The organism is Pseudomonas sp. ANT_H4 (assembly GCF_008369295.1).
Classification (GTDB): Bacteria; Pseudomonadota; Gammaproteobacteria; order Pseudomonadales; family Pseudomonadaceae; genus Aquipseudomonas.
The window spans coordinates 1-25,242 of sequence record NZ_VOBG01000035.1; the positions used below are offsets into that span (position 1 = coordinate 1).

13 protein-coding genes and 2 pseudogenes are annotated in these 25,242 nt (G+C 61.0%); 10 read left to right on the top strand and 5 right to left on the bottom strand.

The genetic code is table 11. The annotated features are described in order from the left end of the window. Together FQ182_RS26920 and FQ182_RS26925 are read left to right on the top strand one after the other, a co-directional pair. A pseudogene (locus tag FQ182_RS26920) lies at positions 1-152 on the top strand (ribonucleotide-diphosphate reductase subunit beta); the annotation flags it as partial. 127 nt (positions 153-279) lie between these two features. After that, entirely contained in the window at positions 280-768 is a 489-nt protein-coding gene (locus FQ182_RS26925; protein WP_149414558.1) for a DUF1289 domain-containing protein, read from the top strand. 123 nt (positions 769-891) lie between these two features. Here the strand turns inward: FQ182_RS26925 and mdeB are convergent. Further along, positions 892-3,560, bottom strand: a pseudogene (mdeB, locus tag FQ182_RS26930) (alpha-ketoglutarate dehydrogenase). A gap of 191 nt (positions 3,561-3,751) precedes the next feature. Here mdeB and FQ182_RS26935 point away from each other — a divergent pair. Continuing rightward, positions 3,752-4,690: a class I SAM-dependent methyltransferase gene (locus FQ182_RS26935; RefSeq protein WP_149414559.1), complete on the top strand. Its 939-nt coding sequence runs from the start codon at positions 3,752-3,754 to the stop codon at positions 4,688-4,690. Positions 4,691-4,840: 150 nt separating this feature from the next. Further along, entirely contained in the window at positions 4,841-5,560 is a 720-nt protein-coding gene (gene pcsA, locus FQ182_RS26940) for a phosphatidylcholine synthase (RefSeq protein ID WP_149414560.1), read from the top strand. A gap of 40 nt (positions 5,561-5,600) precedes the next feature. Here pcsA and FQ182_RS26945 read toward each other — a convergent pair whose 3' ends face one another. After that, the gene (locus FQ182_RS26945) at positions 5,601-6,386 is read right to left on the bottom strand and encodes a sulfite exporter TauE/SafE family protein (RefSeq protein WP_149414561.1); all 786 of its coding nucleotides are present in this window, start codon (positions 6,384-6,386) and stop codon (positions 5,601-5,603) included. A 109-nt stretch (positions 6,387-6,495) separates the two neighbouring features. Next, the gene (locus FQ182_RS26950) at positions 6,496-7,266 is read right to left on the bottom strand and encodes a class I SAM-dependent methyltransferase (protein ID WP_149414562.1); all 771 of its coding nucleotides are present in this window, start codon (positions 7,264-7,266) and stop codon (positions 6,496-6,498) included. Between the two features lie 197 nt (positions 7,267-7,463). Between FQ182_RS26950 and FQ182_RS26955 the strand changes: the two genes are divergently transcribed. From FQ182_RS26955 to FQ182_RS26970, 4 genes are all read left to right on the top strand, one after another. Further along, on the top strand, positions 7,464-7,985 hold the full coding sequence (locus tag FQ182_RS26955) for a DUF3455 domain-containing protein (protein ID WP_149414563.1): 522 nt from the start codon (positions 7,464-7,466) through the stop codon (positions 7,983-7,985). 90 nt (positions 7,986-8,075) lie between these two features. Further along, positions 8,076-8,615, top strand: coding sequence for a sigma-70 family RNA polymerase sigma factor (locus FQ182_RS26960; protein WP_149414564.1), 540 nt, complete (start codon positions 8,076-8,078; stop codon positions 8,613-8,615). After that, positions 8,612-9,322, top strand: coding sequence for an anti-sigma factor domain-containing protein (locus FQ182_RS26965; RefSeq protein WP_149414565.1), 711 nt, complete (start codon positions 8,612-8,614; stop codon positions 9,320-9,322). The genes FQ182_RS26960 and FQ182_RS26965 overlap by 4 nt, the downstream gene beginning before the upstream one ends. A 104-nt stretch (positions 9,323-9,426) precedes the next feature. Beyond that, positions 9,427-9,981, top strand: a complete 555-nt coding sequence (locus FQ182_RS26970; RefSeq protein WP_149414566.1) for a UPF0149 family protein — start codon at positions 9,427-9,429, stop codon at positions 9,979-9,981. Positions 9,982-9,985: 4 nt separating this feature from the next. Here the strand turns inward: FQ182_RS26970 and FQ182_RS26975 are convergent, their stop codons facing one another. After that, positions 9,986-10,339 (bottom strand): DUF1428 domain-containing protein, encoded by a 354-nt coding sequence (locus tag FQ182_RS26975; protein WP_149414567.1) that lies wholly within the window; start codon positions 10,337-10,339, stop codon positions 9,986-9,988. 239 nt (positions 10,340-10,578) lie between these two features. Between FQ182_RS26975 and aroA the strand changes: the two genes are divergently transcribed. Together aroA and FQ182_RS26985 are read left to right on the top strand one after the other, a co-directional pair. After that, positions 10,579-11,835, top strand: a complete 1,257-nt coding sequence (aroA, locus tag FQ182_RS26980) for a 3-phosphoshikimate 1-carboxyvinyltransferase (protein WP_149414568.1) — start codon at positions 10,579-10,581, stop codon at positions 11,833-11,835. Between the two features lie 32 nt (positions 11,836-11,867). Next, on the top strand, positions 11,868-12,257 hold the full coding sequence (locus tag FQ182_RS26985) for a hypothetical protein (RefSeq protein ID WP_149414569.1): 390 nt from the start codon (positions 11,868-11,870) through the stop codon (positions 12,255-12,257). Between the two features lie 169 nt (positions 12,258-12,426). Here the strand turns inward: FQ182_RS26985 and FQ182_RS26990 are convergent, their stop codons facing one another. After that, positions 12,427-24,990: a filamentous hemagglutinin family protein gene (locus FQ182_RS26990; protein WP_149414570.1), complete on the bottom strand. Its 12,564-nt coding sequence runs from the start codon at positions 24,988-24,990 to the stop codon at positions 12,427-12,429. Between the last annotated feature and the right edge of the window lie 252 nt (positions 24,991-25,242).

The following is a 25,242-nucleotide window of genomic DNA, read 5'->3' on the forward strand; positions in this document are numbered from 1 at the left end:
GCCTGTCGCAGATTGGCTTGAAGGAAGAGTATCCAGGGACCACGAATCCATTCCCATGGATGAGCGAGATCATGGACTTGAAGAAAGAGAAGAATTTCTTTGAGACTCGGGTTATTGAGTATCAGACGGGTGGCGCGCTTAGCTGGGATTGATCGAGACCTAGTGTGGGAGCTTGCTGATACACCGAGTCGCCTGCATCGCAGGCACTCCAGCTCCCACATTGATCCTGTTTTCGAACCCGATTCCGATGCCCTCAAAAATCCCGCAAAACAGCTATTTATGCCCAATCAAACCATCAAGACACCCTGCGTCGGCCTGTGCTCCACCGTTTACGGGGACCTGGTCTGCCGGGGCTGTAAGCGTTATCACCATGAAGTCATTCAATGGAATGGCTACAGCGGTGAAGAGAAGCAAGCCGTGTGGCTGCGCCTCGAACAATTGCTGGTGCAGGTCATGACCAGCAAGCTTGAGGTATTCGATGCACCCCGCCTGCGTCAGCAACTGGAAGACCGCAAGATTCGTTTTATGCCGCAGCAGTCACCGTATTGCTGGGCGTATCAGTTGATTGCCCGGGGCGCACGGGTGATTTCGAAGTTGGATGCTTATGGGCTGGCGTTGCTGCCGGAGTTTCGTGAGCGCAACCTGACTGATCTGCGGGATGCCATTGATCGAGAGTTTTTCCTGCTTTCCGAAGCACACTATCAGCGCTACATCGCGCCTGGGTTTCTCAGGGAGGCGTTTGGTGCGCCGTTGATAGCCAGTATCTAAGACGCCGCAAAACAAGTGTGGCTTGCCTGCGATAGCGCAGTGTCAGTCAGCCGTTTTTCGACGGGTACACCGTCATCACAGGCAAGCCAGCTCCCACCTTTAATCTTCATTGTCTAGAAGATTTCAGCAGGTCCAGGACGCGCCTCGCTCCGCCTGCAACCCATAACGCTCAATCGCCTGCTGGCATACCTCGCGATCCAGGCTCCCCTGCTCCGCCAATGCCGTGAGCGCTGCCAACACGATGTGATAGCGGTCCACCTCAAAGAAATCCCGCAACGCCGCACGGGTATCGCTGCGACCAAAGCCATCGGTGCCAAGCACCGTGAAAGCCGAATCCAGGTACGAAGCAATCATGTGCGGCACCGCCCGCACGTAGTCAGACACTGCAATCACCGGTGCGCCTTTGGGCAAACAGTCGGCCAAATGGCTGTGGCGTGGTGCTTGCCCAGGATGCAGACGGTTCCAGCGTTCCACCTCCCGTGCTTCCCGCGCCAGTTCGCTGAAACTGGTGACGCTGTACACCTCGCTTTGCACCTGCCAATCGTCCGCCAGCAATTGCGCAGCGGCCTGGGCTTCGCGCACCAGCGTACCGGAGCCGAGCAGGCGTACCTTGCCGCTGGCCTGTTCGCTGAGACGGTACATGCCCTTGATGATTGCCGCCTCGACACCTTCCGGCAGCGTGGGCTGCGGGTAGTTTTCGTTCATCAGGGTCACGTAGTAAAACTCATCGATGTCGTGCTCCAGCATCTGGCGCATGCCATGGTCGAGGATCACCGCAAATTCGCCGGCAAACGCCGGGTCATAGGCCCGGCAGTTGGGCACGGTAGCGGCGGTCAGGTGGCTGCTGCCGTCCTGGTGCTGCAAGCCCTCGCCGCCCAGGGTGGTACGGCCCGCCGTGGCGCCCAGCAGGAAGCCACGGGCGCGCTGGTCGGCAGCGGCCCAGATCAAATCGCCGACCCGCTGGAAGCCGAACATCGAGTAATAAATATAAAACGGCAGCATGCGCAAACCGTGCACCGAATAGCTGGTGGCCGCCGCGACCCAAGAGCTGATGGCGCTGGCTTCACTGATGCCTTCTTCGAGGATTTGCCCGTCGGTGGCTTCGCGGTAGCTGAGGATCGAGCCGATGTCTTCCGGCTCGTAACGCTGGCCGACGCTGGAGTAAATGCCGATCTGCTTGAACAGGTTGGCCATGCCGAAGGTCCGCGCTTCGTCCGCCACAATCGGCACGATGCGTGGCCCGAGGGCCTTGTCCTTGAGCAGGTTGCTGAGCATCCGCACAAAGGCCATGGTGGTGGACATTTCCTTGCCGCCCGCCTGGGTTGCGAAGCCTGCATAGCCTGCCATCGGTGGCACGCCTACAGGCTCCGCTTGCTGGACGCGGCCAGGTACATAACCGCCCAAGGCAGCACGGCGCTGGTGCAGATAGCGCATTTCGGCGCTGTCATCAGCCGGTTTATAGAAGCTCAGGGACTCAGCCTGCTCGTCCGACAGCGGCAACTGGAAGCGATTGCGAAAGGCGATCAAGGCATCACGGTCGAGTTTTTTCTGCTGGTGAGTGGTCATCTTGCCCTGACCCGCCTCGCCCATGCCGAAGCCCTTTTTGGTCTGCGCCAGGATCACCGTCGGGCGGCCTTTTACCAAGCGCGCAGCGTGGTAAGCGGCATGGATTTTCACCCTATCGTGGCCCCCGCGCTTGAGGTGGTCGATCTGCTCGTCACTCAAGCCTTCTACCAATTTGGCCAGGGCTTCGCTTTGGCCGAAGAAATGCTCGCGGTTGTAGGCGCCGTCCTTGGCGGCAAAGGTCTGAAATTGTCCGTCCACGGTCTGGGACAGGGTGCGCACCAGCGAGCCATCCGCATCGCGCGCCAGCAAGCCTTCCCAGTCCGAGCCCCACACCAGCTTGATCACGTTCCAGCCGGCGCCGGCAAACAACGCTTCCAGCTCGTCGATGATTCGGCCATTGCCGCGCACCGGGCCGTCGAGGCGTTGCAAGTTGCAATTGACCACCCAGGTCAGGTTATCCAGGCCTTCCCGGGCGGCCAGGGTCAGCGCTGACATGCTTTCCGGCTCGTCCATTTCGCCGTCGCCGAAGACGCCCCAGACGTGGCGGTCAGTGGTGTCCTGCAAGCCGCGATGCTGCAGATAACGCATAAACCGCGCCTGGAAGATCGAGCTGATGGGCCCAATGCCCATGGAGCCAGTGGGAAATTGCCAGAAGTCCGGCATCAGCCACGGATGGGGGTAGCTGGACAACCCTCGGGCACCGACCTTGAGTGCGCCGATTTCCTGGCGATAGTGCTCAAGATCGGCTTCGTTCAAGCGGCCTTCAAGGAAGGCCCTGGCGTAAATGCCGGGAGCAGAATGGGGCTGGTAGAACACCAGGTCGCCGCCAAAGTTGTCATTACGGGCGCGGAAGAAATGATTGAAACCCACCTCGAACAAATCCGCGGCACTGGCGTAGCTGGCGATATGACCGCCCAACTCGCCATAGGCCTGGTTGGCCCGTACCACCATGGCCAGGGCATTCCAGCGCACCACCGAGGCGAGCCGTTCTTCGGTGGCCAGGTCGCCTGGGAAACGCGCTTGCTGGTCCACGGCGATGCTGTTGATGTAGGGCGTGCCGTGACGCGGCTTCCAGGCGATGGTGGGAGTGCCGCCGGCATGTCGAGGATCTCCCTGGCTCGCGCGGGCCCGGCGTTGGCTACCAGCGACGCCAGGGCGTCACGCCATTCGGCCAGCTCTTGCTGGTCTGTCGCTGTCTGACTCACTGCACTCGCGAAACCGTTCATGGGCTACCTCCAGGCTTTTTTCCAGTTTATGTCGGCGCCAGAGGATTTTTTGACTGTTATAGGCCGATCAAGCACATTTTTTGAGCATGAATAACTGCCAAACCCAGCATTACGAGCACGTTGTGCTGCAACCCCCTTAAACCCCGCAATTGTGTTTAAAATGCCGCCCGCTCAATGACCGACGCTGCCCGATGAACCCAGACGCACTCGCCACCCTCAACGCCCATTTGCTCACCGCCCTGCAAACCGCCCCCACGGAGACTCGGCGCCTGTTCCACGGCCGTGGTCGTTGCTGGCCGGGCTTGGAACAGTTGACCGTGGACTGGCTGCAAGGCGTGGTGCTGGTGTCGCTGTTCAAGGAGCCCGAGGCGACAGAGCTGGCAGCCTTGAAACAGCTGTTGACGCACATCACCGCGTCCAGCCAATGGCAGCAGTCCGGTGCCCATACCCTGGCTCTGCAACACCGCTACCTGCCGCAAAGCACCACCGAGTGGCTGCTGGGGGAGATCGTCGACGAGTTGACCCTCACCGAGGGCGGCCTGCGCTATCTCATCGACCTGGGCAAAAAGCAGAACAGCGGTCTGTTTCTCGACATGCGCTATGGCCGTAACTGGGTCCGCGAGCATGCCCAGGGCCTGCGGGTGTTGAACCTGTTTGCCTACACCTGCGGTTTTTCCGTGGCGGCCATCGAAGGTGGGGCCACCCATGTGGTCAACCTGGACATGGCCCGTGGCGCCCTGAGCCGAGGTCGCGACAATCATCGGCTCAATGGCCATGACTTGGATAAAGTCAGCTTTCTGGGACATGACCTGTTCAAGTCCTGGGCCAAGGTCACCAGCAGCGGCCCTTATGAGCTGGTGATCATCGATCCGCCGTCCTTTCAAAAGGGCAGTTTTTTGCTGACCAAGGACTACCAGCGCGTCTTGCGCCGCCTGCCAGACTTGCTCACGCCAAAGGGCACGGTGCTGGCGTGCATGAATGATCCGGCGTTTGGCGAAGATTTCCTGATCGACGGCGTAACCCGCGAAGCACCCAGCCTGCGTTTTGAGCAACGGCTGGAAAACCCGCCGGAATTCCCTGATATCGATCCACAAAGCGGCCTGAAGGCGCTGGTCTTTCGTCAAGGCTGATGTCATATCGCCCAGCGCTTGCTACGCTAACCCTTACGCCGGGTGGTGAACCTTATTCCCTCCTTCCCGGTCGATACTTGCACCCTTTGGCCAGATTCGACGGCGTCACACTCGTCGGCTGCCCCGTTTCACCTTCTGGAGAACGCCCCTGTGATATCGACCCTACATGTAGCCAGACTCAAAGCCTGGGGCGCCCACGGTTTTACCGCCACCGGTGTGGTGCTGGCGTTTCTGGCGACCCTGGCGTTGCTGGAGAATCAGCCCAAGGCCTGCCTGCTGTGGCTGGGCCTGGCGCTGGTAGTAGATGGCGTCGACGGCTCGTTGGCGCGCCGGGTCAATGTACAGACGGTGCTGCCCAGTTTTGATGGCTCGGTGCTGGACCTGGTGATCGACTACCTGACCTACGTGTTTATCCCGGCACTGTTTATCTACCGCTACATCGACCTGCCGGACTTCACCCACCTGTTCACGGTGTCGGTGATCTTGGTCTCTTCGCTGTTCTGCTTTTGCAACGTCAACATGAAGAGCAAGGACAATTATTTCCAGGGCTTCCCCGCTGCCTGGAACGTGGTTGCGCTGTGTGTCTATATCATCGACCCGTCTGCCTGGGTGACGCTTTTTACCGTGATCGGCCTGGCGCTGTTGACCCTAACCCCGATGAAATTCCTGCACCCGTTCCGGGTCAAGCGTTTTATGCCGCTCAACATTGCGGTGACCACGGTGTGGTTGCTGTGCAGCCTATTGCTGGTGATCGACCAGCCGTACACTAATAGCCTGACCATGGGCTTGTGGCTGTTGATGTCGGCGTACTTCCTGGGGATTTGTATCTGGCGTACGGCGGTGGAGTGGCTGGATAAGTCGCGCTCGTGATCGGCAAAATGCTGAAGAGAGTCTTGTTGTGGCGACTGTTTCAAAACGCCAACTTGTACCCAATCAACCCCAGCATCACCGCCAGGCAAGGGCGCAGGAGCTCGTCCGGCACCCTTCCAGACATATGGCTGCCCACGTAGATCCCCGGCAGCGAGCCCATCAGCAGAAACCCCAGCAGATGCCAATCCATGTTGCCCATGCTCGCGTGCCCAAGGCCTGCGACCAGGGTCAGCGGCACCGCATGGGCGATTTCGGTGCCCACCAGGCGTTTGGTGGCCAGGAACGGGTACAGGATAAACAGCGCCACGGTGCCCAGGGCGCCGGCGCCGATGGAGGTTAGCGCAACCATGGTGCCGAGGATCACGCCAGTGACCACTGTCAGCCCGTTCAGGTTGCGCGAGCTCATGTGGTAGTGATCGCCGGCATGACGTTGCGCGAAGGCCAACAGCTTTTTCTTGAACAGAATCGCCATGGCCGTCAACAGCAGTACCACGCCCAACGCCTGCTTGATCACCTCGTTCATGGCGGTGGGGTCGGTGTGCAGGCTCTTGAGGAACCACAGCGTCAGCAACACTGCCGGCACGCTGCCCAGGGTCAGCCAGCCGGTGATGGTCCAGTCAATGTTCTTGTTTTTGCCGTGAACCAGCACCCCACCAGCCTTGGTGATGGCGGCGTACAGCAGGTCGGTGCCCACGGCGGTGGCTGGGTTGATACCAAACCACAACAGGATCGGCGTCATCAACGAGCCCCCGCCCACACCGGTCATACCGACGATAAATCCAACAAGCAGGCCTGCGACAACGAAACCAAAATTACCCACATCCATTACAACTACCTACGGCCTTATAAAATACTGGCCGCAGCATAGCGATTTTTCTTATAACTACTTATATCAATACGATCTGACTTTATGCCTTTTTGTCAGCTCGATTGATTCAGTCCACACGCAGACATCTATAGGCCTGGGTCTGATACGGGAAGGCCACCGTGTCGCGGCCGCGCAAGGCTGGGTGAGTCTGGATCAAGGTGTGCAGTTGCTCGGTCACCGTCGCTTTCTTGTCGGCCGGCAGCGCGGCGATAAAGCTCACTGACAGGAAGCGGTCCATGATCACCTCTTGCGGGCTGCCAACATGGGTGTAGGGGAAACAGGTCATTTGCGCTGCCGAGAAATACTCTCCGGTGAACGCCGCGCGCCACTGCCCGGTATGAAAGCGCGGAGTATCGCCCTCATAGGGCGTGATGATCGCAGTAATGGCCGCGACCCAATCCACCGACTCATCCCGCATATTCCAGATCAGCCCCAGGCGGCCACCGGGCTTGAGCACTCGGTGGATTTCGCGCAGTGCCGCTTGCGTGGAAAACCAGTGGAAGGACTGGGCGCAGACCAGGGCGTCGGTACTGGCGTCCTCAAGTGGGATCGCTTCGGCGGTACCTGTCAAGAGATGCACATCCGGCATTCCCTTCGTCAACTGCGCGCCCATGGCTGCTACAGGCTCGACGGCAATCACTGTCGGCGCAACAGTGCTCAGCAGGCGGGTGAACTTGCCGGTCCCGGCTCCCAGGTCGACCACCGTGGACTGCGCATTGATCTGCAGTACCTCGGTCAGCCAACCGGTCAGTTGCCGTGGATAGTCCGGTCGGCCCTGGGCGTAAGTGGCAGCCTGGGTAGAGAACCCCTGTTGAGCAGACGTGTGAACACCGGTCATTGCCAATCACTCCTCGGGTATTACGGGGTCACAGTGTGCGGCTGCTGTTCGTCGAAGCCAAGGGCTTCACGTCGGCATGGGACTAATGTCTGCCACCGATTTATTTTTCAATCAGTGCATCCGTTTGATCTCGCGGTGAGTAGTACAGGAAGCAGCCACACCGCTGCCCAGTTGTTCACCCTTACGGAGAGAGACCGATGAACGCACAATCACTGCTCTGCCTGACCTGCCTGCTCGCTGCCGCTCCGGCAGCCTTTGCCCAGACCGGGTTGCCCGACAGCATCAAGGTGCCGGACGGACACAAGGTGGCCATGGAAACCACCGGTGTTGGCGAAATCACCTACGAATGCCGCGACAAGGCCAATGCCGTCGGGCAGACCGAATGGTTCTTCGTCGGCCCCAAGGCTGTGCTCAATGACCGCAGCGGCAAGCAGGTCGGCACCTACTTCGGCCCACCAGCCACCTGGCAAGCCAAGGACGGCTCGAAAGTCACCGGCACCCAATTGGCCGTCGCGCCGTCCAGCGCCGGCAACCTGCCCTACCAATTGGTCAAGGCCAATCCGGCTGAGGGCAAGGGCGCCATGAGTGGTGTCAGCTATATCCAGCGCGTCGCGCTCAAGGGTGGCGTGGCGCCGAGCACCGAATGCACGGCGACCAATAAAGGCAAGCAGGAAGTGGTGAAGTATCAGGCGGACTACATTTTCTGGGCAGCCAATTAATTTGCCTCGAGAGCAAAGTCATCTACGCTGCTCCGATAACACCCCGGCCTTATTTGGCCGGGGCTTGACCTTGTCCTGGTGGCCCAAACCTTGCCCGAGCACTTTTTTGACTATGAAGCCTGCCTGTTGGCATGTGCCCGAGGCGAGCAGCAGGCCTTGCATCAACTGTATGAACAGGAAAGCGCCCGCCTTCTGGGCGTGGCCCAGCGTATCGTGCGGGATAAGGCCCTGGCGGAAGACATCGTGCATGACGCCTTTATCAACATTTGGAACGGCGCCGCCGGTTTCGATCCCGTCAGAGGCTCGGCCCGTGGCTGGATCTTCAGCGTGACCCGGCACATGGCGCTCAACTTCGTACGCAACAATCACCGTGAAGTGCCGCTCAGTGCAGAGCACGAACAGACACTGACCGCCGAAGCGCCCGTCGACACCTTCGAATACCGTGCCCGCACAGGGCAGATTTACCAATGCCTGGAACATTTGGAGCCGGTCCGACGCAGCTGCGTGTTGCATGCCTATGTCGATGGTTATTCCCACAGCGAAATCGCACAGAAACTGGGCACCCCTCTGGGGACCGTCAAAGCCTGGATCAAACGTAGCCTCGCGGCACTGCGTGAGTGCATGGCATGACGATAAAGAGCACACCTCGCGAGCTGGATGAGCTGGCGAACGAATATGTACTGGGCACCTTGTCGGCCGAGCAACGCTTGCACGTGCAACAGCGCCTGGAACAGGACGCCGACCTGCGAACGGCAGTCGATGCCTGGGAGCAACGGTTGTTGCCGCTGACGGAGTTGGCCGAACCGGTCACGCCCTCGGTGTACCTGTGGCGACGAATCGAACGCAGCCTGGGTCATTCGGTACGGCCCGCCGACGGGGGCTCGTCGGTGTCGTGGTGGAACCTGCTGGCCCTGTGGCGTGGTTTGGCGGGTACCGCCATGGTAGCGAGCCTGGTGCTGGCAACATTACTGCTGACCCGCACGGCAGCGGTCAACCCGACGGCCTACGTGGTGGTGCTGATGGGGCCGCAAAGCCAGGCACCGGGTTGGGTCATCCAGGCGAGCAACGATCAGCAGATTCAGCTGATACCGCTGGGCGTCATGGAAATACCGGCGGACAAGGCGCTGGAGTTCTGGACCAAAGGCGATGGCTGGCAAGGGCCGGTATCCCTGGGGCTGGTCAAGCCGGGGCAGACGCTGTCGGTGCCGCTGGATAAACTGCCGCCTCTGGCGCCGAACCAATTGTTCGAGATGACCCTGGAGAACCCAGGCGGTTCGCCGACGGGTAAGCCGACGGGGCCGATTCAGGCGATTGGACGGGCGGTGAAAGTGATTTGAGTGGTCGCGCAACATTAAGGCGCTGGATTAAAACGCCCACAAGCGCCATCCTCCGCGCTTTAAGCCGCCCCATCAGCGGCGTTCGACGAACAAAGGATATTTCCATGCACGACCAACCCCTCGCCCCTGCCGATTTCGAGTTCATCGAAGACATTCTGTTGAAGTACGGCGACGACCACTCGGTGCTGAACCTGGCCGAACTCGACGGTTACTTCACCGCCCTGGTATCCAGCCCGGCGCAAGTGGACGTCGCGGAGTGGTTCCCGGCCATCTGGGGTGGCCAAAACCCGGACTGGGAAAGCGCTGACGAAGCCAAGCAATTTATCGACCTGTGCGTGCGCCATATGAACGCCATTGCCACCCAGTTGGCAGTGAACGCCCAAGGCTTCAAGGCCCGCTTTGAAGAAACTGAGCACCAGGATCAGCCGCTGACCCTGGCCGAGGAATGGTGCTTCGGTTATATCCGTGGCGCAGCCGTGAGCAACTGGCCGCAACTGCCCGGCGAACAAGCCGAGCAGTTGGAAACGATTTCCTGGTGCGCGGAGCAGGACAACTTCGAATTGCCAGCCGATCTTGACGTAGGTTTGCATCAGCAGCGGGTCAGCGCCATCGAGCCGGCCGCGCGGGCGTTGCACGATTACTGGTTGGCCAAGCGCTAACCCCTCAGTTATTGAGGATCATCTCAAAGCCGCCATAGATCATCCGTTGCCCGTCAAAGGGCATCGGATTGACGTCGGCCTTCATGCGCGGGTCTTCCATCACCTTGCTCATCCCCGCGTCGCGCACCTGCCGCGACGGCCAGACGATCCAGGAAAACACCACCGTTTCATCGTTCTTGAGCTTGACCGCCATGGGCAGCGAGGTCACCTGGCCCTGGGGCACGTCGTCCCCCCAGCACTCGACGATATTCAGCGCGCCGTGCTCCTTGAACACCACCGCCGCGGCCTTGGCATGCTGGATAAACCGCTCACGATTGGCAGTGGGCACTGCGATAACACAACCATCGATGTAAGACATGATCACTCTCCTGATTGGAAGGGATGAACGACCAGGATTGAAACGAGCCGTTCTTTCTTGTAATCGATCCATCAGGCGCTCAATCGACAGGCTTCTCGACAACGCCGACCAGTGGCATCCCTGCTTGCGGGCACTCACAACGATCCCTGCTCGACAAGGGCATCGTCTTTGGCCGATTATTCGTCTCCGCCAGCCGGCCACTCCGCGCCACCACCGCCTTGAATCAGGAGCCTTGTACCTTGAGTTCGCAGAAAACCGTGACCGTTACACCGCCCAACTTTCCACTGAACGGCAAGGTAGCGCCCCCCGGCTCGAAATCCATTACCAACCGCGCTCTGTTGCTGGCGGCCCTGGCCAAGGGCACCAGCCGCCTGAGCGGCGCGTTGAAAAGCGACGACACCCGCCATATGTCGGTGGCCTTGCGGCAGATGGGCGTGGTCATTGATGAGCCGGATGACGTGACCTTCGTCGTCACAGGCCAGGGCAAGCTGCAATTGCCCCCACAGCCGCTGTTTCTCGGCAATGCCGGGACTGCGATGCGCTTCCTGACGGCAGCGGTGGCCACCGTGCAAGGCACGGTGATACTGGACGGCGACGAGTACATGCAAAAACGCCCCATCGGCCCCTTGCTGGCGACCCTGAACCAGAACGGTATCAAGGCCGACAGCCCAACAGGTTGCCCTCCGGTGACCGTCCACGGTAGTGGTCAGATCAAGGCCAAGCGCTTCGAGATCGACGGCGGCCTGTCGAGCCAGTACGTCTCGGCGCTGTTGATGCTGGCGGCCTGCGGCGAGGCACCCATTGAAGTGGCCCTGACCGGCAAGGACATTGGCGCTCGTGGCTACGTTGACCTGACGCTCGATTGCATGCGCGCCTTCGGTGCCCAGATCGAAGTCGTCGACGAAAGTACCTGGCGCGTGGCGCCCACCGGCTATACCGCCAATAACTACCTGATCGAACCCGACGCTTCCGCCGCCACCTACTTGTGGGCCGCCGAAGTCCTCACCGGCGGCGCCATCGACCTGGGCGTTGCCCCACAAGACTTCACTCAGCCCGACGCCATGGCCCAGGCCGTGATCGCGCAGTTCCCGCACATGCCGGCTACGGTCATCGGTTCGCAAATGCAGGACGCCATCCCGACCCTCGCCGTGCTGGCCGCGTTCAACAACACGCCGGTGCGCTTCACCGAGTTGGCCAACCTGCGGGTCAAGGAATGCGACCGGGTCCAGGCGCTGCACGACGGTCTCAACGAAATTCGTCCCGGCTTGGCGACCATCGAAGGTGATGACTTGCTGGTGGCCAGCGATCCGGCGTTAGCCGGCACCTCGTGCAACGCGTTGATCGACACCCACGCCGACCACCGCATCGCCATGTGCTTTGCCTTGGCGGGACTGAAAGTCGCGGGGATCAAAATTCAGGACCCCGACTGCGTGGGCAAGACCTATCCTGAGTACTGGAAGGCCCTGGGCAGCCTTGGCGTCCAGTTGAGCTACTAAGCTATCAACACGGGTGTGGGGAGGGAGTTTTCATGACAGTTCGCCAACCCTGCCCACCCGGCGCCTGCGATTGCGAACGTGAGCAATTGCTCGACGCCCCCGACGCAGACCAGCGCATCCTGCACCTAACCCGCCAGGAAGAAAAACGCCTGCTCGAACGCCTTGAGAATCTGCAAAGCCTGCCGGACCTGGAACGCATGCAACAGCTGATGTACCAGCAACTGGGCATCCGCTTGCACGTTGCTCCCGGCCACACTGAAGTGAAAACCATGCGCGGGATTGAGATTGTCATCGACGAGTTGCCGGGCCTGTGTCGCAAGACCCGTAAGTTGATCCCGACGGCGATTCGCAAGGGGCTGGAGAAACAGCCGGAGATTGCGTATCGGTTGCTGGATGCCCATGACTTGTTTCGGGAGGATTAAAACAGCCCACCCAAAAGCCGCCAGCGCAGCCTCGCTAACGCTCGACAGCGCCCACATTATTTGATCCAGACCGACGAACACCCGCCCCTCCGGCCGGCTATAAGACCGCAAAAAAAGGGGCAATCACTGATCGCCCCAAACTGGTTACAACGAGAGGTCCATCAAAACCCTACAAACTAATCTGCCCCCGCTCCTCATCCGTCAACCGCGCCCGCGCCTGTTCACTCAAAGGCCCCGCGCCCAACACCTGCACCGGACTGTCCGGGTTATACACCGGCGCCCTGCGCGCATCCTCCTGCCCTCGCGGTACTGGCTCTGTACCAAACCCGAGCACCTCAACCGTCACAATCGAAGCCCTGTCCCCGCGCGCCGCCGCCTGCTGATTACGCGCCGCATCTTCCGCCGCCTGGGACGCCGCCGCACCCGCCGCGCTGGCCGAGCTCATCGCCCCGGTATTCACCGCCGCCGACACCGGCACCCCGGATGACTTGCCCTGGGTCTGGATATTCGCCGCGTTCACCACCCGCAACGCCGCAATGTTGATATTGCCCGACACCCGAATCCCCGCCTCCCCCGCATCAACCGTGCCCAACGGCGCAATCAAGTCGATGTCCCCCGCGGGCACTTCCGGGATCGGGTTAAGCGTGGCAATCCCTGCCCCCGTGCTCGGTACCGACGGCGACAAGGTCACATTGCCCCAACCGTCATAGACCCGCTTGGGCGGCGTATACACCACGGTGGTCTTGGACCCCCGGCCGGCGTTGATATCCCCCGCTGCCGACCAGCCCATGATCGAGCCGCCAAAGGTGGTCATGATCCGGCTCTGGCCCAGCAGAATGCTGCCCATGGAATACAGCTGGATATCCCCCGCGCCCTGGGTAATAACCCCCGCCGAAGCCGGTGGTGCAGCGCCTTCGATGCCGAAGGTCTGGCCGCCGCCAGGGGTGAGCATCTGGATCGAGCCACCAAAATTGGTGTGCACGCCGGAGCCGCCAAACAAGGTGATATCGCCCTTGTAGGTGATCGTATTGCCGGCCACGTCCTTGTCCGGGAACAGTGCAGCAATCGCCGCCCGCCCCCGTACATAACTGCCCTGGCGCGCACCGCCGTCCTGGTTGTATTCACGGCCGGCAGCCTTGAGCTCGGTGAAATACACCTCACGGGCAAACACCCGCTGTTGCTCCGCCGACAGCGCCGTGTAATAGGCTCGGGCCTGCTCGCTGTCACCTTCAAAACCGAAGCGCTCGGCCAGCCAGGTGACTAGTTCGTTTTCGTAGGTCTTGGCGACCTTGCGGCCCTGGATTGACAGCGCCTCACCCGGCTGCGCCAGGTTGGCCGGGTTGAGGTAGGCCTCCACAAAGCGCCGATAATCCGGGCCGTTGGGGCCGGCGCCGGCTTGCATGACAATGCTCGCGCCGGGGCGGTTATCGCCTGGGGCGACAGGGCCGAGGCTGGTGACACTTACCTCGCCGCCCTTCAGGACGTCGCCGCCAGACATGAGGATGTTGCGGCCAGCAGTCAGCTCCAGGGTGCCGGGGCCGGCGACCTGGAAGTTGCTGTAGAGGATGTCGCGCCCGGCAGAGACGATGGATATATCGTTGGGGCTGTTATGGATGAACAGGTTGCCCGTCGACAGGGCGTTTTCGGGGCTGGGAATGGTATTAAACCGACTGCCACTGCTGACAATATCCCGTCCGGCCATCATCCACACCGGCGCACCGCCCTCGTACCAGGTCTGCCCCGTATGAAGATACGTTGGGCCAGAGTCAAAGGAGATGATCCGTCCACTGGTGACCCCCACCAGATCCCCGGTAACCGCATAGAAACGTGCAGGGTCGGTTGAGCGGTTCGAGGTTGTCGACGCGCTGGCGGAACCAAAGACGAACAATGGCAATGGATTGCCATTCGCAGGACTACCGTTCGCCGACAGGTTGCTGCCGTCAACGGCGACCTCACTGTTAACCCTGCCGACAAACGCCGGACGCGAAGGGGTCGCCATGACGCTCGGATCGGCCGACGATGGCGTCACGAACATACCGCCGGCATAAATCGAGTCGTTAGCCAGGAACTGCAACTGGCCGTGGGCGCCTGGGGCGAGTAACAGAGCAGAACTGTAATCCAGGTCGAACTGCGGTGAGGCAGCGGCTTTGCCGTAGTAAAAACTGCCGCTGGCCGCCGTTGCCCGAACAATCGAGGGATAGACAATCGCCAGGTCTGACGCTATGCCTCCAGTGTTTGGGGTCAAATTGCCTCCCGCTGAAAACAGGTCAATGGCAGTACGTTCAGTCCACAGCGAGAACCAACTGGTGCCAATACCGTGCTCCAAGTTCCCTTGTTCCTTGGAGCCACGTGTGAATGGCGAACTGTTGAGCAGTTCCACTCGCCCTGGATCCACCACATCCTGCAAAACAACATCGCCCAGTGTCGCCAGGCTAAATGTGGCATCGCCCGGCACCAGTGTCATGCCGCCCACTGCCCGGCCACGGGTGGCCTGCAATGCATCGAATGCCCGGGTTTCGCCAGCACCGTGATCTTCCTTGACGCTACCATAGTGCAGGTCAATCTGGCCCAGGGCACCGCCAAGCAACTGCGCATTACCACGTAAATTCACCAGCATGCCGTTCTGCCCGCCGACCAAAAGGTCACTGGCCGGGTTCACGGCACCACCGATACGCACGCGCAAATCGCCACCGCCCGTCAACTGCAGACTGCCATCGCTCGCCACTCGGCCAGTACTGCCAACGGCCAGCACCAGGCCTTGACTGCGCGGGTTGGCGGAGGAACGCATGGCATTACCGGCCATGCGCTGAAGTAACCCTGCGTCACCCGCGACCTGTATGTCCAGATCACCACCGCCCAACGTGCCGAAACCGGTAAAGCCGACCAACTGATCCGCACTGGCAGCCTTACTCGCCAGGTCATTGTCGGCCGTGTAGCTACCGAAGTTGATCCACCAGGCCGTCGGTTGGGGTTGGCCGCCGACATTCACATCCGCACTGCCCTGGCGCCACAGCCAATTACCCACACTCGCCGAATCTGTGCCGGCATCCAAAGGGTTAGGCCGAAAAAAGCCGCTATTGAGTGGAGCAACGATGTTCCCCGTCAGGTTGCCACCTACGTTCATCGTCAGGTTGCCGCCTGCCTCCGGGTACCAGGCACGGTACAGGCTGCCAGTGTCACCGTTGACGAACTGTTCGAAGTAGCTGCCAGGGTCATTGAGTACGGTCTTGCCACGCCCCAGAGCCTTGGGCTGGTTATAAGGGTCGCCCTTGTAAGTGGACGTGGAGGACGTGCCCGCCGTATAGACCCCGTACAGCGAATCCATGCTCAGGTTACTGGCACTGAGCAGCTCAAGGTCACCGGTGCCGGTGCGGATCACACTGAAACGCGTGCTTGATGGCACTGCTGCATACTTCGTGACGCTCAGGGAAAGACAGTAACTGGGCAACTGGGCGCACAAATCCTCGACCGAATGCATCGTTGGATTGTTGAACTCCTTGACAATCGCGTCAGTGATCACCGTCCCCTCTTCGACGCCCAAGTCGTCCACCGCGACTTGGGTCCATACATATTGAGCCTTGATAGCGCAGTACTCCGCAGAACTGAGACAGAAGTCGGCAACCGTGCCTAGGCTTAAGTCGTCAAACAGCTTCTGGTCAATCGGCTCACCCTCTTTGATATCGAGCCCCTCCCCATCCGGCCCGAGGTCCAGGATCGCCTGCGCAGTCCACGTTTGAACACCTTCTGGAGGCAGTTGCTTGGCAAACATGCCGTAGTGACTGTCCGCCAGATGCAAGTCACCGCTGCGCGGATGCGCTTGCAGGATGCGGCTGTCCGCCGCCTCGGTGTCAGCCCCTGCCACAAGGCGCAGCGACCATGATTGCGAACCTTCAGCCAGCATCGGCGAAATGGCCCAGAGCCGATTCGGCTTCCCAGCCACTTGCGCACGCAACTGCACCGAGTCCGCACCGGCCAGCAACTTGATATTGGTCCCCGAAGGAATGAGTGCGCCCCGTGGCAGCGGTATATTGCCGTTGAGGGTGACGATATTGTCAGTGGCCCTCGTGGCGGCATCTACGGAGGGCAGCGGCACACCTTTGGGCCAGGTCATGGCCCCAAATTTAGTACCTTGAGCCAGCAGGCTGCCAGCTTCCAACTGCGAACCGGCCACCAGTGTGTGCGCCTGGCTCAACAACGTACCTGCCGCCAACAGCACATTGCCGGAAGCATCCAGCACCGACGCAGCCAATACAGTGCCAGACGGCAGCACCAGGTCTTGGGTCAGGGTCGCGCGCACCGGCAAGCGGGTACCGGCAGCCATGGTCATGCCCTTGATCGGCAGGTCGTAATTGAGCACCGTGCCCGCCGGGAACGCAGTGCCGTCCGCCAGGGTTACGCCATGACCCGGCACCACAATATCGCCTCCGGTAAAGTCGATACCCGGCAACAGCACCCAGCCTTTGTCATCAACGGTCTCGGGCGGTGGCGCGAAGCCATCGTTGATACTGCCGTAGATATTCAGGTCGCCACTGGCGCGCAAGGTCAAGCTGCCCGACTCACCGGAACCGTAAACATCGTCTGTCTTCTTGATGTGTGGGTTGAGGCTGGCATACCGGAAGCCAGAGAGATCGAGATCGCCCTGCACCACCAGATCACCGTCCGGCGTTTTGCTAACGATTTCCACCCCTGGCCGCAAGTGGAAGGCATCGGCGTAGGTCGCGTTATTCAGACCGGCGAGTTTGTTTTGCCGCAGATTATTGTTGAGCAGTGCAGCGTCGATAAACTTGACGCTCAAATCATGCTTTTTCTCCAGGTAGTTCTGATCGATCACCTGATATGGCCGACCGCTGGCGGTAGAGTCGGTTTTCACCTCGGCATCGTCATAGCTGATCATGCCGTTGAGGGTGATCGAGCGGGCGCCCTGGATATTTAGTTGGCCATGTGCGTCGATGGCGATGTCATTGCTGGTGCCATCGAGGTTGATCAGCCGTGGCGCATTCAGCTCCAGGGTGCCGCGATTGCGACCGTCGTTACCCTTCACAACGTCGGTGCCGTGGCGCAGGTCGATGCGTACACCGTCGGCCAAGGTCAACAGGCCGGTGCCGGAGCCGAGGATTACCATCGCCCGGTTGGGTGAGTCGATGATTTTGCCGTAGCTGTCCACCCGCAACTTGCTGCCATGGGCGTCCAGTACCGCACTGCCATCCAGGGTAAGGCCATGTTTGCCCGCCAGGTTGATGCTGCCAACGCGCTCACCACTCGCGTCCACCCTGCCTGTAACCAACAGGCTGCCGTTGTCCACGGACACGTTGATGGTGCCGGCCTTGAGGCCGTTGCCAATGGTCAAGTCGCCCTGTTTGAGCTGGAAGCTGCGCGAGCCAAACACCTGGCCCCCGTTCAGGCGCTGGTTAAGGTCGGCGAACTGTTGGTCCAGGTTGGCGCTGCTGCCCAGGCGTTGGGCCTGGATTTCCACGGTACCGGCCTGATAAGGCATCAAGGTGCCGCCGGCATCGTAATAGCCGCTGCTGCCGCCAAGGATCTTGCCTTGCAGGTCGACAATCCCCCCCGCCGCATCTACCGCCATAGCCCGCAGCTTGCCGGCCCGATTGTGTGTGGCCGACAGGTCGATGGTTGACCCCACCGCCTGGAGGATATTGTTGGTGCGACTGTCCAGCAGCACATCGCCGCCCCAGCTGTATTGGGTGACGTCGTTGAACGCGATGGCGCGACCGGCGACGTCGATCAAGGCGTCGCCAGTAAGGATCACGTCGCCACGGGCGCCCAGGCTGACCTTGCCGCTAGGCAGCACCACCGCAGTGGCCAGGCGAATGCTGTCACCTTGCAAGGACAGTTCGGCGCCCAGGCCGTTAACCGTGCCACGCACACCAGCCGAGGCTGCCACGTCAATCGCACCGCCCGCCGTGATGCGGTTCGCCGAGCCGGCTTCACCGGTCATCAGCGGGGTGAGGATATTGAGGTTGCCACCGATGTACTGGAAGCCCTTGACCGGGTCATACCCAGACTGGCGCTGGTACACCGATAGGCTGCCCTTGTGGTTCGCAGTGATGCGTTCACTGGCGTTGAGGTTGATGTTGGCAAAGCCCAGGGCCAGGCGGTCGAAGGTCTTGGTGGTGCTCTTCTGAGAGAAGGCACCATAGCCAAACTCAATACGCTCGGCGTTGATATCCAGACGCCCTCTACCGATACCGGCACCGCCGGCGATGACCGCTCCGGGTGCTCCCTCGGAGCCCTGCCAGATCAAATGGGCGGTGTGGATAGTGGCCACATCGTTGGCATCACCGGAACCGTAAATCGCCGGGGTGGACAACAGGAAATTGTCCAGGCGCGACTTGCCAGTCTGAGGGTCGTAAGTGTCGAGAGTCGTGGTGCCGTAGAAGTTGAAGGCCTTGCTGGCCGACAGTTGCAGGGTTTCCAGGGTCGGCGCACCGAACTGGGTATCGCCACGCAACAAGCGATCGAGCACCTGCTGGTTGAGGGTCAGGCCGGCCGGCAACACGTTGCGTGCTGCGGCATCGGCCAGGCCCGCGGTGCTGCCGACGTTGATATTGCTCAAGGCCAGCGCCAGGTGACGAGTGCCGTAGCGCACCTGGTCGCCCAGCTCCAAGGCTGTGTCGGTTGCCGCGACGATGCTGCCCTGCGAATAGAGCGAGGTTTGCCCCGAGCAACTGCCAGTGGCACAGACACCAATCTGAATACCGCCGGTCTTGATATCCCCCGCATTAACGTAGGGCAGCACATTGAGCAGGCCGTTGGACACCGCCAGCATGTTGGGCACGCCTTTGTAGACAAAACCATCACGGGCATCATAGGACGCCGCCCCCTGCCCGATGGTATTGATTGACGCGCCCTGCTCGATCACGATATCGCCGCTACCGGCTACCAAAATCACCTCCGGCGCCGCCAGGGTCACACCGGCTCGCAACAGGATCGAACCACCCGGGGCGTTTTCCCCCCGTGCAAATTCGATGGTGTTGCCACCCTGGCCATAAAGCACCATCGATAGGCCACCCACCAGCAGGCGCTTGGCCCCCAGGGCGTTGAGGCTTTGGGCATCCACGGTCAAGCCGGTGAACCCTGGATCAAACGGTTTGCTGGCATCGACGATCTGCATATCGCCAAGTGACCGGTTGATCAGCGCCACCGTACCGCCGAAGCCTCCTGGCGCTGCATCAAAGCGGCCAATGCCCTTGAACGAAAACGTATCGCTGCCGCCCCCGACATTCATCGCCAGCTTGAGGGTCTTGGCATCCATCGGCAGCAAAGGTCGTGGCACACCGAGCTTGGCGGCATCGGCGATGGCGAATTGGGTGTAACCGGTTTCGTTGTACTGGGAATAACGTCGCAAGGTGTCGGCCGACGTCAGGATCACTTGGCTGACCAGGTCGTTCTGGATACCGGTGTTAATAATCGACAAACGCCCTACCGTGGACCATGAGCCGTTGCGCATTGGCGTGGCACCAGCGTCACTGCCCAGCCCGGCCAAGCCATTGATCTCAACCCGGAACGCCCCCGGCATCAGCGCATAAGTGGATGGCATCAAGGTGTAAGTACCGGCCGGCAGCCCCGAAACCCCGGCACCGATGGTGATCTGCTGACCGACCAGTGGCGCCACCGCACCGCCCTCGGCGGCCACCGGCGCATACCCCGGCTGAGCGCCAGGCACGATGGCGTACACCGGGTTGGTGTTCAGCCCCGGCAGCGCAAACCCGCCATTGGCCCCGAACTGCACCAGCGGGTTGTAGCGCGCATCGGTGGAACCGCCGCGCCCGGAAATAAACCCGGCCCCTAACAGTTCACCACCGCCGGAAAGGTCCAGGACAGCCTCGGGCAATACCACCACGGACTTGCCGCCCAGGATCACCCCGACCGTCAGGTCGCCGCTGCCAATCACCACCCCACCCTGCCCCACGAAATTCACAGTCTTGCCGTTGTAGCGATAGGTCTGGCCATCCACCGTACCGCCATACGGCAATACCAGGCCCCGGCCACTGACCGAGGTCAGACTGCCGGGTAACAGCTCGACCCTGGTACTGCCCAGGTTGCCGAGTTCGATCACCCCCAAGGGCGCACGCAGCACGCCGCCTTGTTTGATAGTAGCGGCGCCCAGTTGCAGGCGCCCGAACACCGAGTACGGCGCGACACCTGTATCGCTGCCAACTTTCTCGATGGTCAGGGTGCGCGTTGGGTCGAACTCCTTTTTCTGGTTATTGCCGCCCAGAGAGCCTACCAATACCTGAGCGCTGATCCCGCTGCCAGGGTAGATTCGGGCCGCGCGCAAGGTCAGGTCGCCCGCCGATTCCAGTATCGTGCTGAAGCCTTCTGTCACCGCGCCATCACGACCAGCGAGGAACCGCAGATCACCACGGCTGTTGAGGTGTACCTGATCAAAACCCGAATTGAGTGCGAAAAACACCTCACCACGAATATCCAGCAAGTCGCTGTCGAGCGTGAACAGGCCTTGGCCTGGTATCGCGGGCTTCTGCGCTGATGACGGCGAAATCAGGAAGTTTTCGTTTCTGAGCGGCGAGAGTATTCCGCTGAGCACTACATGGGGCGCATTAAGGCTAACCTGCGAGGTGTTCGAAGCTCCTAGGGCCAAGCCCATACCACCGGAATACAGTTCCAGGCTTTGTCCCATGTTCAGTGATACATCACCGGCAAATGACAGTGTTCGGCTCAACAAGGCGAGACTGTCGAAACCACCGGCTATCACTTGATCTGCCCCGAGCCGCCCATGACCATAAATCAGCGAGTCGGCAGCTGACTCGGCAGTATCGGGTAAGATATTGGCCCGGTGGACCTGGCTGAGAATCATCTCGCGGGGGGCCAGAACCCGATCGTTGGCATAGGCTCTTTGGTAATACACAGACTCCAGCGCCAGCGCCAGGCGCCCACCCGCGGCTCCCTTGCCACCGGCCTTGGCCACAATGCTGCCGTCCAGGTACAGGCCATTGTTGGAAGCAAAGGCAATACTGCCGCCATTGCTCGCCACCAGCGTGCGTCCCTGCCCCGGAATATCCAACAGCGCCTGAGTGCCAGAAGCATCCAGCCGCGCGCCTTCGCGTACCACTACAAACAAGTCGCTGGCCTTGGCGATGCCGGTGGCCGGGTTGATATCACCGCCGATGGTGATCTGGCCGCCGTTGCGCACTTGGCCGTAAAGCCCGCCGCGATTGTTCACCGCGGTTACGGAGCGGGCTGCCACATCAATCAATGCCTGCTCGCCAATCCAAATCGAGCGACCGTGGCCGATGGCATCGACCTTTTCGGAGTCAGTCGTACTTATGCCCGCGACGCTGACGCTACCACCCCAGGCGTTAAGCGTGCCATTGACGGTCAGTTGGCCGATACTGCGCAGGTTGATGGCCTGGCCAGGATCGACACTAATCACTGCGCCCTGACCCACTGTCAGGGCGGTGGTCGCCATCTGCGCGGCCGTGGAGTCCTGATACCCGGCGGCCAGGTTCAGGCTGGCACCACGGCGTTGGGTCAGCACACCCTTGGTCGCATCTTCCTGATACAGCTGCGGGGTCCAGCGTTCCAGGGTCGTGGCAGGGTCGCTACCGCTCGGCGTAGTCGCCGCCTGTTCCCCTAAACGGTAGACCGGCATGCTGACGTCGACCTTGGTCCCATCGGCGACGATCAGACCTTCATTGCCGGTGATGTCATAGGCCGAGAAACCCTTGTTGAAGAAGTCACCGGCCAGTTGCAAGGTACCGGCCTGCGGCACGCTGGCGTTATTACCAACCAGCATCTTTTGGGCTTGCAGGGCCAGAGTGCCACCGCCACTGACGCCATAGCCGCGAATATCACCGCCCAACTCCAGTGCACCAAAGGCGCCCAGGGTCACGCTGCCGCCCTTGCCGCCGCTGACCGTGCCGTCCAGGCCGATGGTTGCGCCGGAGGACACACTCACCAGGCTACCGGCCGCCAGTTTCACGTCACCGGTACTGCGCAGCGACACGTTGCCGCCGTTTATATAGGCCACACCGTCGGTGATCGAAGGGTCCAGCGCCAGGTTGTTCCAGCGCCCAGAGGCATCCAGCTTGACCCCATCGGCGACACTGACTCCCGCCAAGCCCGGCAGGATCACATCGGTGACAACGTTGTTGCCATTGAGATAAATCTGACTGAGCACGTTCCCGGCATTGATACTGCCACCGTGGGCAGTCAGGTTGGCGTTGACCTTGACCCCGGGTGCATACAGGGTGATATCGCCACCGTCCGCCACCTTGAGCGCACCGTTGACCTCAATCTGCTGCTTGGCCCCCACCTTGATGGCGCCCAACTGGTAGCCGTTGAGCTGGTCACTGTCGAGCACCAGCTTGCCCTGACGCTCGGCCGGTAGCGCAGTGCTCAGATCCAGGCCATCGGCAATTTTTTGCGAGTTGCCCTCGATCAGCACCTGGTTCGTGGTCGGGGTCAAGGCGTAACGCAAGGTGCCGGTGCTTTTATTGAAGATCGGCATGTACTGGCCAATGATCAGCTGCGCACGCTGGGCCATTGCCTTCTGCGACTGCTGATAACCATCGAGGTTGATATTGGGCGCCAGGGTCTGGCGATCACCCTGGAACACGTCGCTGATCAACTGCCCTTCCAGCACCGCATTGGTCGTGCCCACCACCAGCTTGCCAGCATCGCGGCCCACGGTATAACCGGCCTCATAGCGGCGTTGCGAGGCGATCAGCGGATTGTAATAAAGATCGGTGCGGCCCCAACGTGTACTGCTGTCTTCAAAGCCCTTGTAGAACCCGGTGTACAGAATGTCCCCCGGTGCTTTCGACAGTTCATAGAGCCGACCATCAGGGCCCTTGAGCCAGGTTTGCTGGATATAACCGGCCTGCACATCGACGGTACCTCCCGACAGATTGATCTGGGCGCCCTGCTGGGTCACCACGTCCTTGCCGGTAAAGGTCACGGTGCCGCCCTGGGCCATCCACTCGCCCACCGAGTGGCCTTGAGTGCCGAGGTAGCCGCCCACTTCCAACAGACCGCCTGCAGTGTACCAACGATCCGTGGCATAGCCGTTGGTGCCCGCGGGGACGAACACCAGCTCCCGCAAGTCGACCCACACATCATTGTTGATCAACTTGCCACTTTCCCGGTTGACCGGCGCGTCGCGCTGCTCGTTGCCCTGGACGTTGATCTTGATGTTGTTGGATTGCATCGACACCTTGACGCCGATAGCACCAGACACATCGATCATCGAGCCATCGCGCACCAGGCTGCGCTGGCTGGCGCTGACTACCACCTGACCGCCGGTGGCCAGGGTAATCGAGCCTTTCTGGAAGTCCACGGTGCTGGCGCTGACGATCTCGATCCGCGACTGGTCGGTGCGATCGGCGACGCTGCTCAGATTATTGAACTGCCCGGTGATCAGGTTGGCCGCATGGCCGTCGAGCTTGATCAGGCCGTTGTCCTTCTGGCTGTTGAGGGCGGTGCTGCCACTGCTGTCCAGCAGAATCGCGCTGGTGCTGCCCTGGCCCAGGGTCACGCTACCGGTGCTGTCGCTGGCCGAGTTGAGCAGATGGATGGTGCCGCGAGTGTCCACCGAGGTACTGGCCAGGACCACGCCGTTCTGCTCTACCTGGTGCCCGGTGAGGGTGATATCGCCGGTGGAGGCCATGATCAAGCCGCTGTTGCTGACCTTGCCCGAAGTACTGCCGGCCTTGAGGCTGGTGGCCACTTCATTGCCACGGGTGGTGGAACGGTCATTGCCCGCCGTGCCGACACCGCGCCGGATATAAAAACTGTCGCCCGCCGCCAGGGTGGTCTGGCCCTTGGCCGTGATGATGGTGCCGGCGTTTTCCACTTCCGAGCCCAGCAGCAAGGCGTAGCCGCCGGAGTCAGTGGACGTGGCCGGGGCATGAGTTTGGATCAACGCCCCGCGCTGCACCTCGACCTTGCCCGCCGCATCGGTAAAGGTTGGCTGGGTGCCATTGGCATCGACATAAATTCCGCGCAAGGTGAACTGGTCATCGGTGATGGTGGCCGCAGCCGCCACCAGGTTGCGTACGTTGACCTGGCTGCTGCCGCTGAAGACCACACCGTTACGGTTCATGATCATCACCGTGCCGGCACCCTTGATCTGGCCCTGGATCTCACTGGGGCGAGCGTTAGGGTCATTGACCCGGTTGAGCAGCGCCCAGTTGGACTGCTGCTGGAAATCGACGGTGGTGTTGCGCCCGACGTTGAAGGTCTCCCAGTTGAGGATCGCCTTGTCAGCGGTCTGCTCGATGGTCACCGTGGTCTTGCCACCGGCCTGGCTCTGGGTCGGGCCCTTGGCATTGGTCCAGCCCTGGGTCAGGCTGTTATCAACCTGGAGCCCGCCCTTGCCGAGGCCATCGGGGATGGTCGAGATGTGCCCCAACGCTGCCTGCCGCCCCGCTGCCTGGGCTGCCTGTTGCGCGGCAATCGCCGCGACGCTGGTGTTGAGGGTGCTCAGGGAGCGCTGCAACTGCTGGTTGACGCGGGCCTGCTGGGACAACGGCGGCGGCATCCCCGGCACCTGCGCCCCGGGACGCGCCGCCGTCGCCGCCTGGGACGCGCCCTTGTCGGCGAACCAGCCGGAACTGAAGGCCGTGGCACCGTGGGCACTGCCCGCCACCAGCAGCAAGGCAATGGCATGGGCCAGGGGCTTGAGGCGCAGGATCGTCTGACCGTTGCCAGGGCCTTGGGCATTCACGTTAACCGGTGGTTTGCAGCGGACCATCTGGAATCATCCTTCTTTGTTATTGCTCATGGGCGACTGGCGACGCGCGTCACGTATGGGAGTTAGGCGGTTGGCGAGGGGCGGGACTGAACATCTGTCATCGAAAATTCATATAAGGCTGATACTTGACGCAGGGTTTGACGGATGTCCGTCAACCGACTGTGGGTGCCCAAGATCTTTGAAGGCAAAACCTGGCTACGAAAAATAAAGAGGCACCTGCAAAAAAATCAGCAACGGCACAGGCCGTTGCTG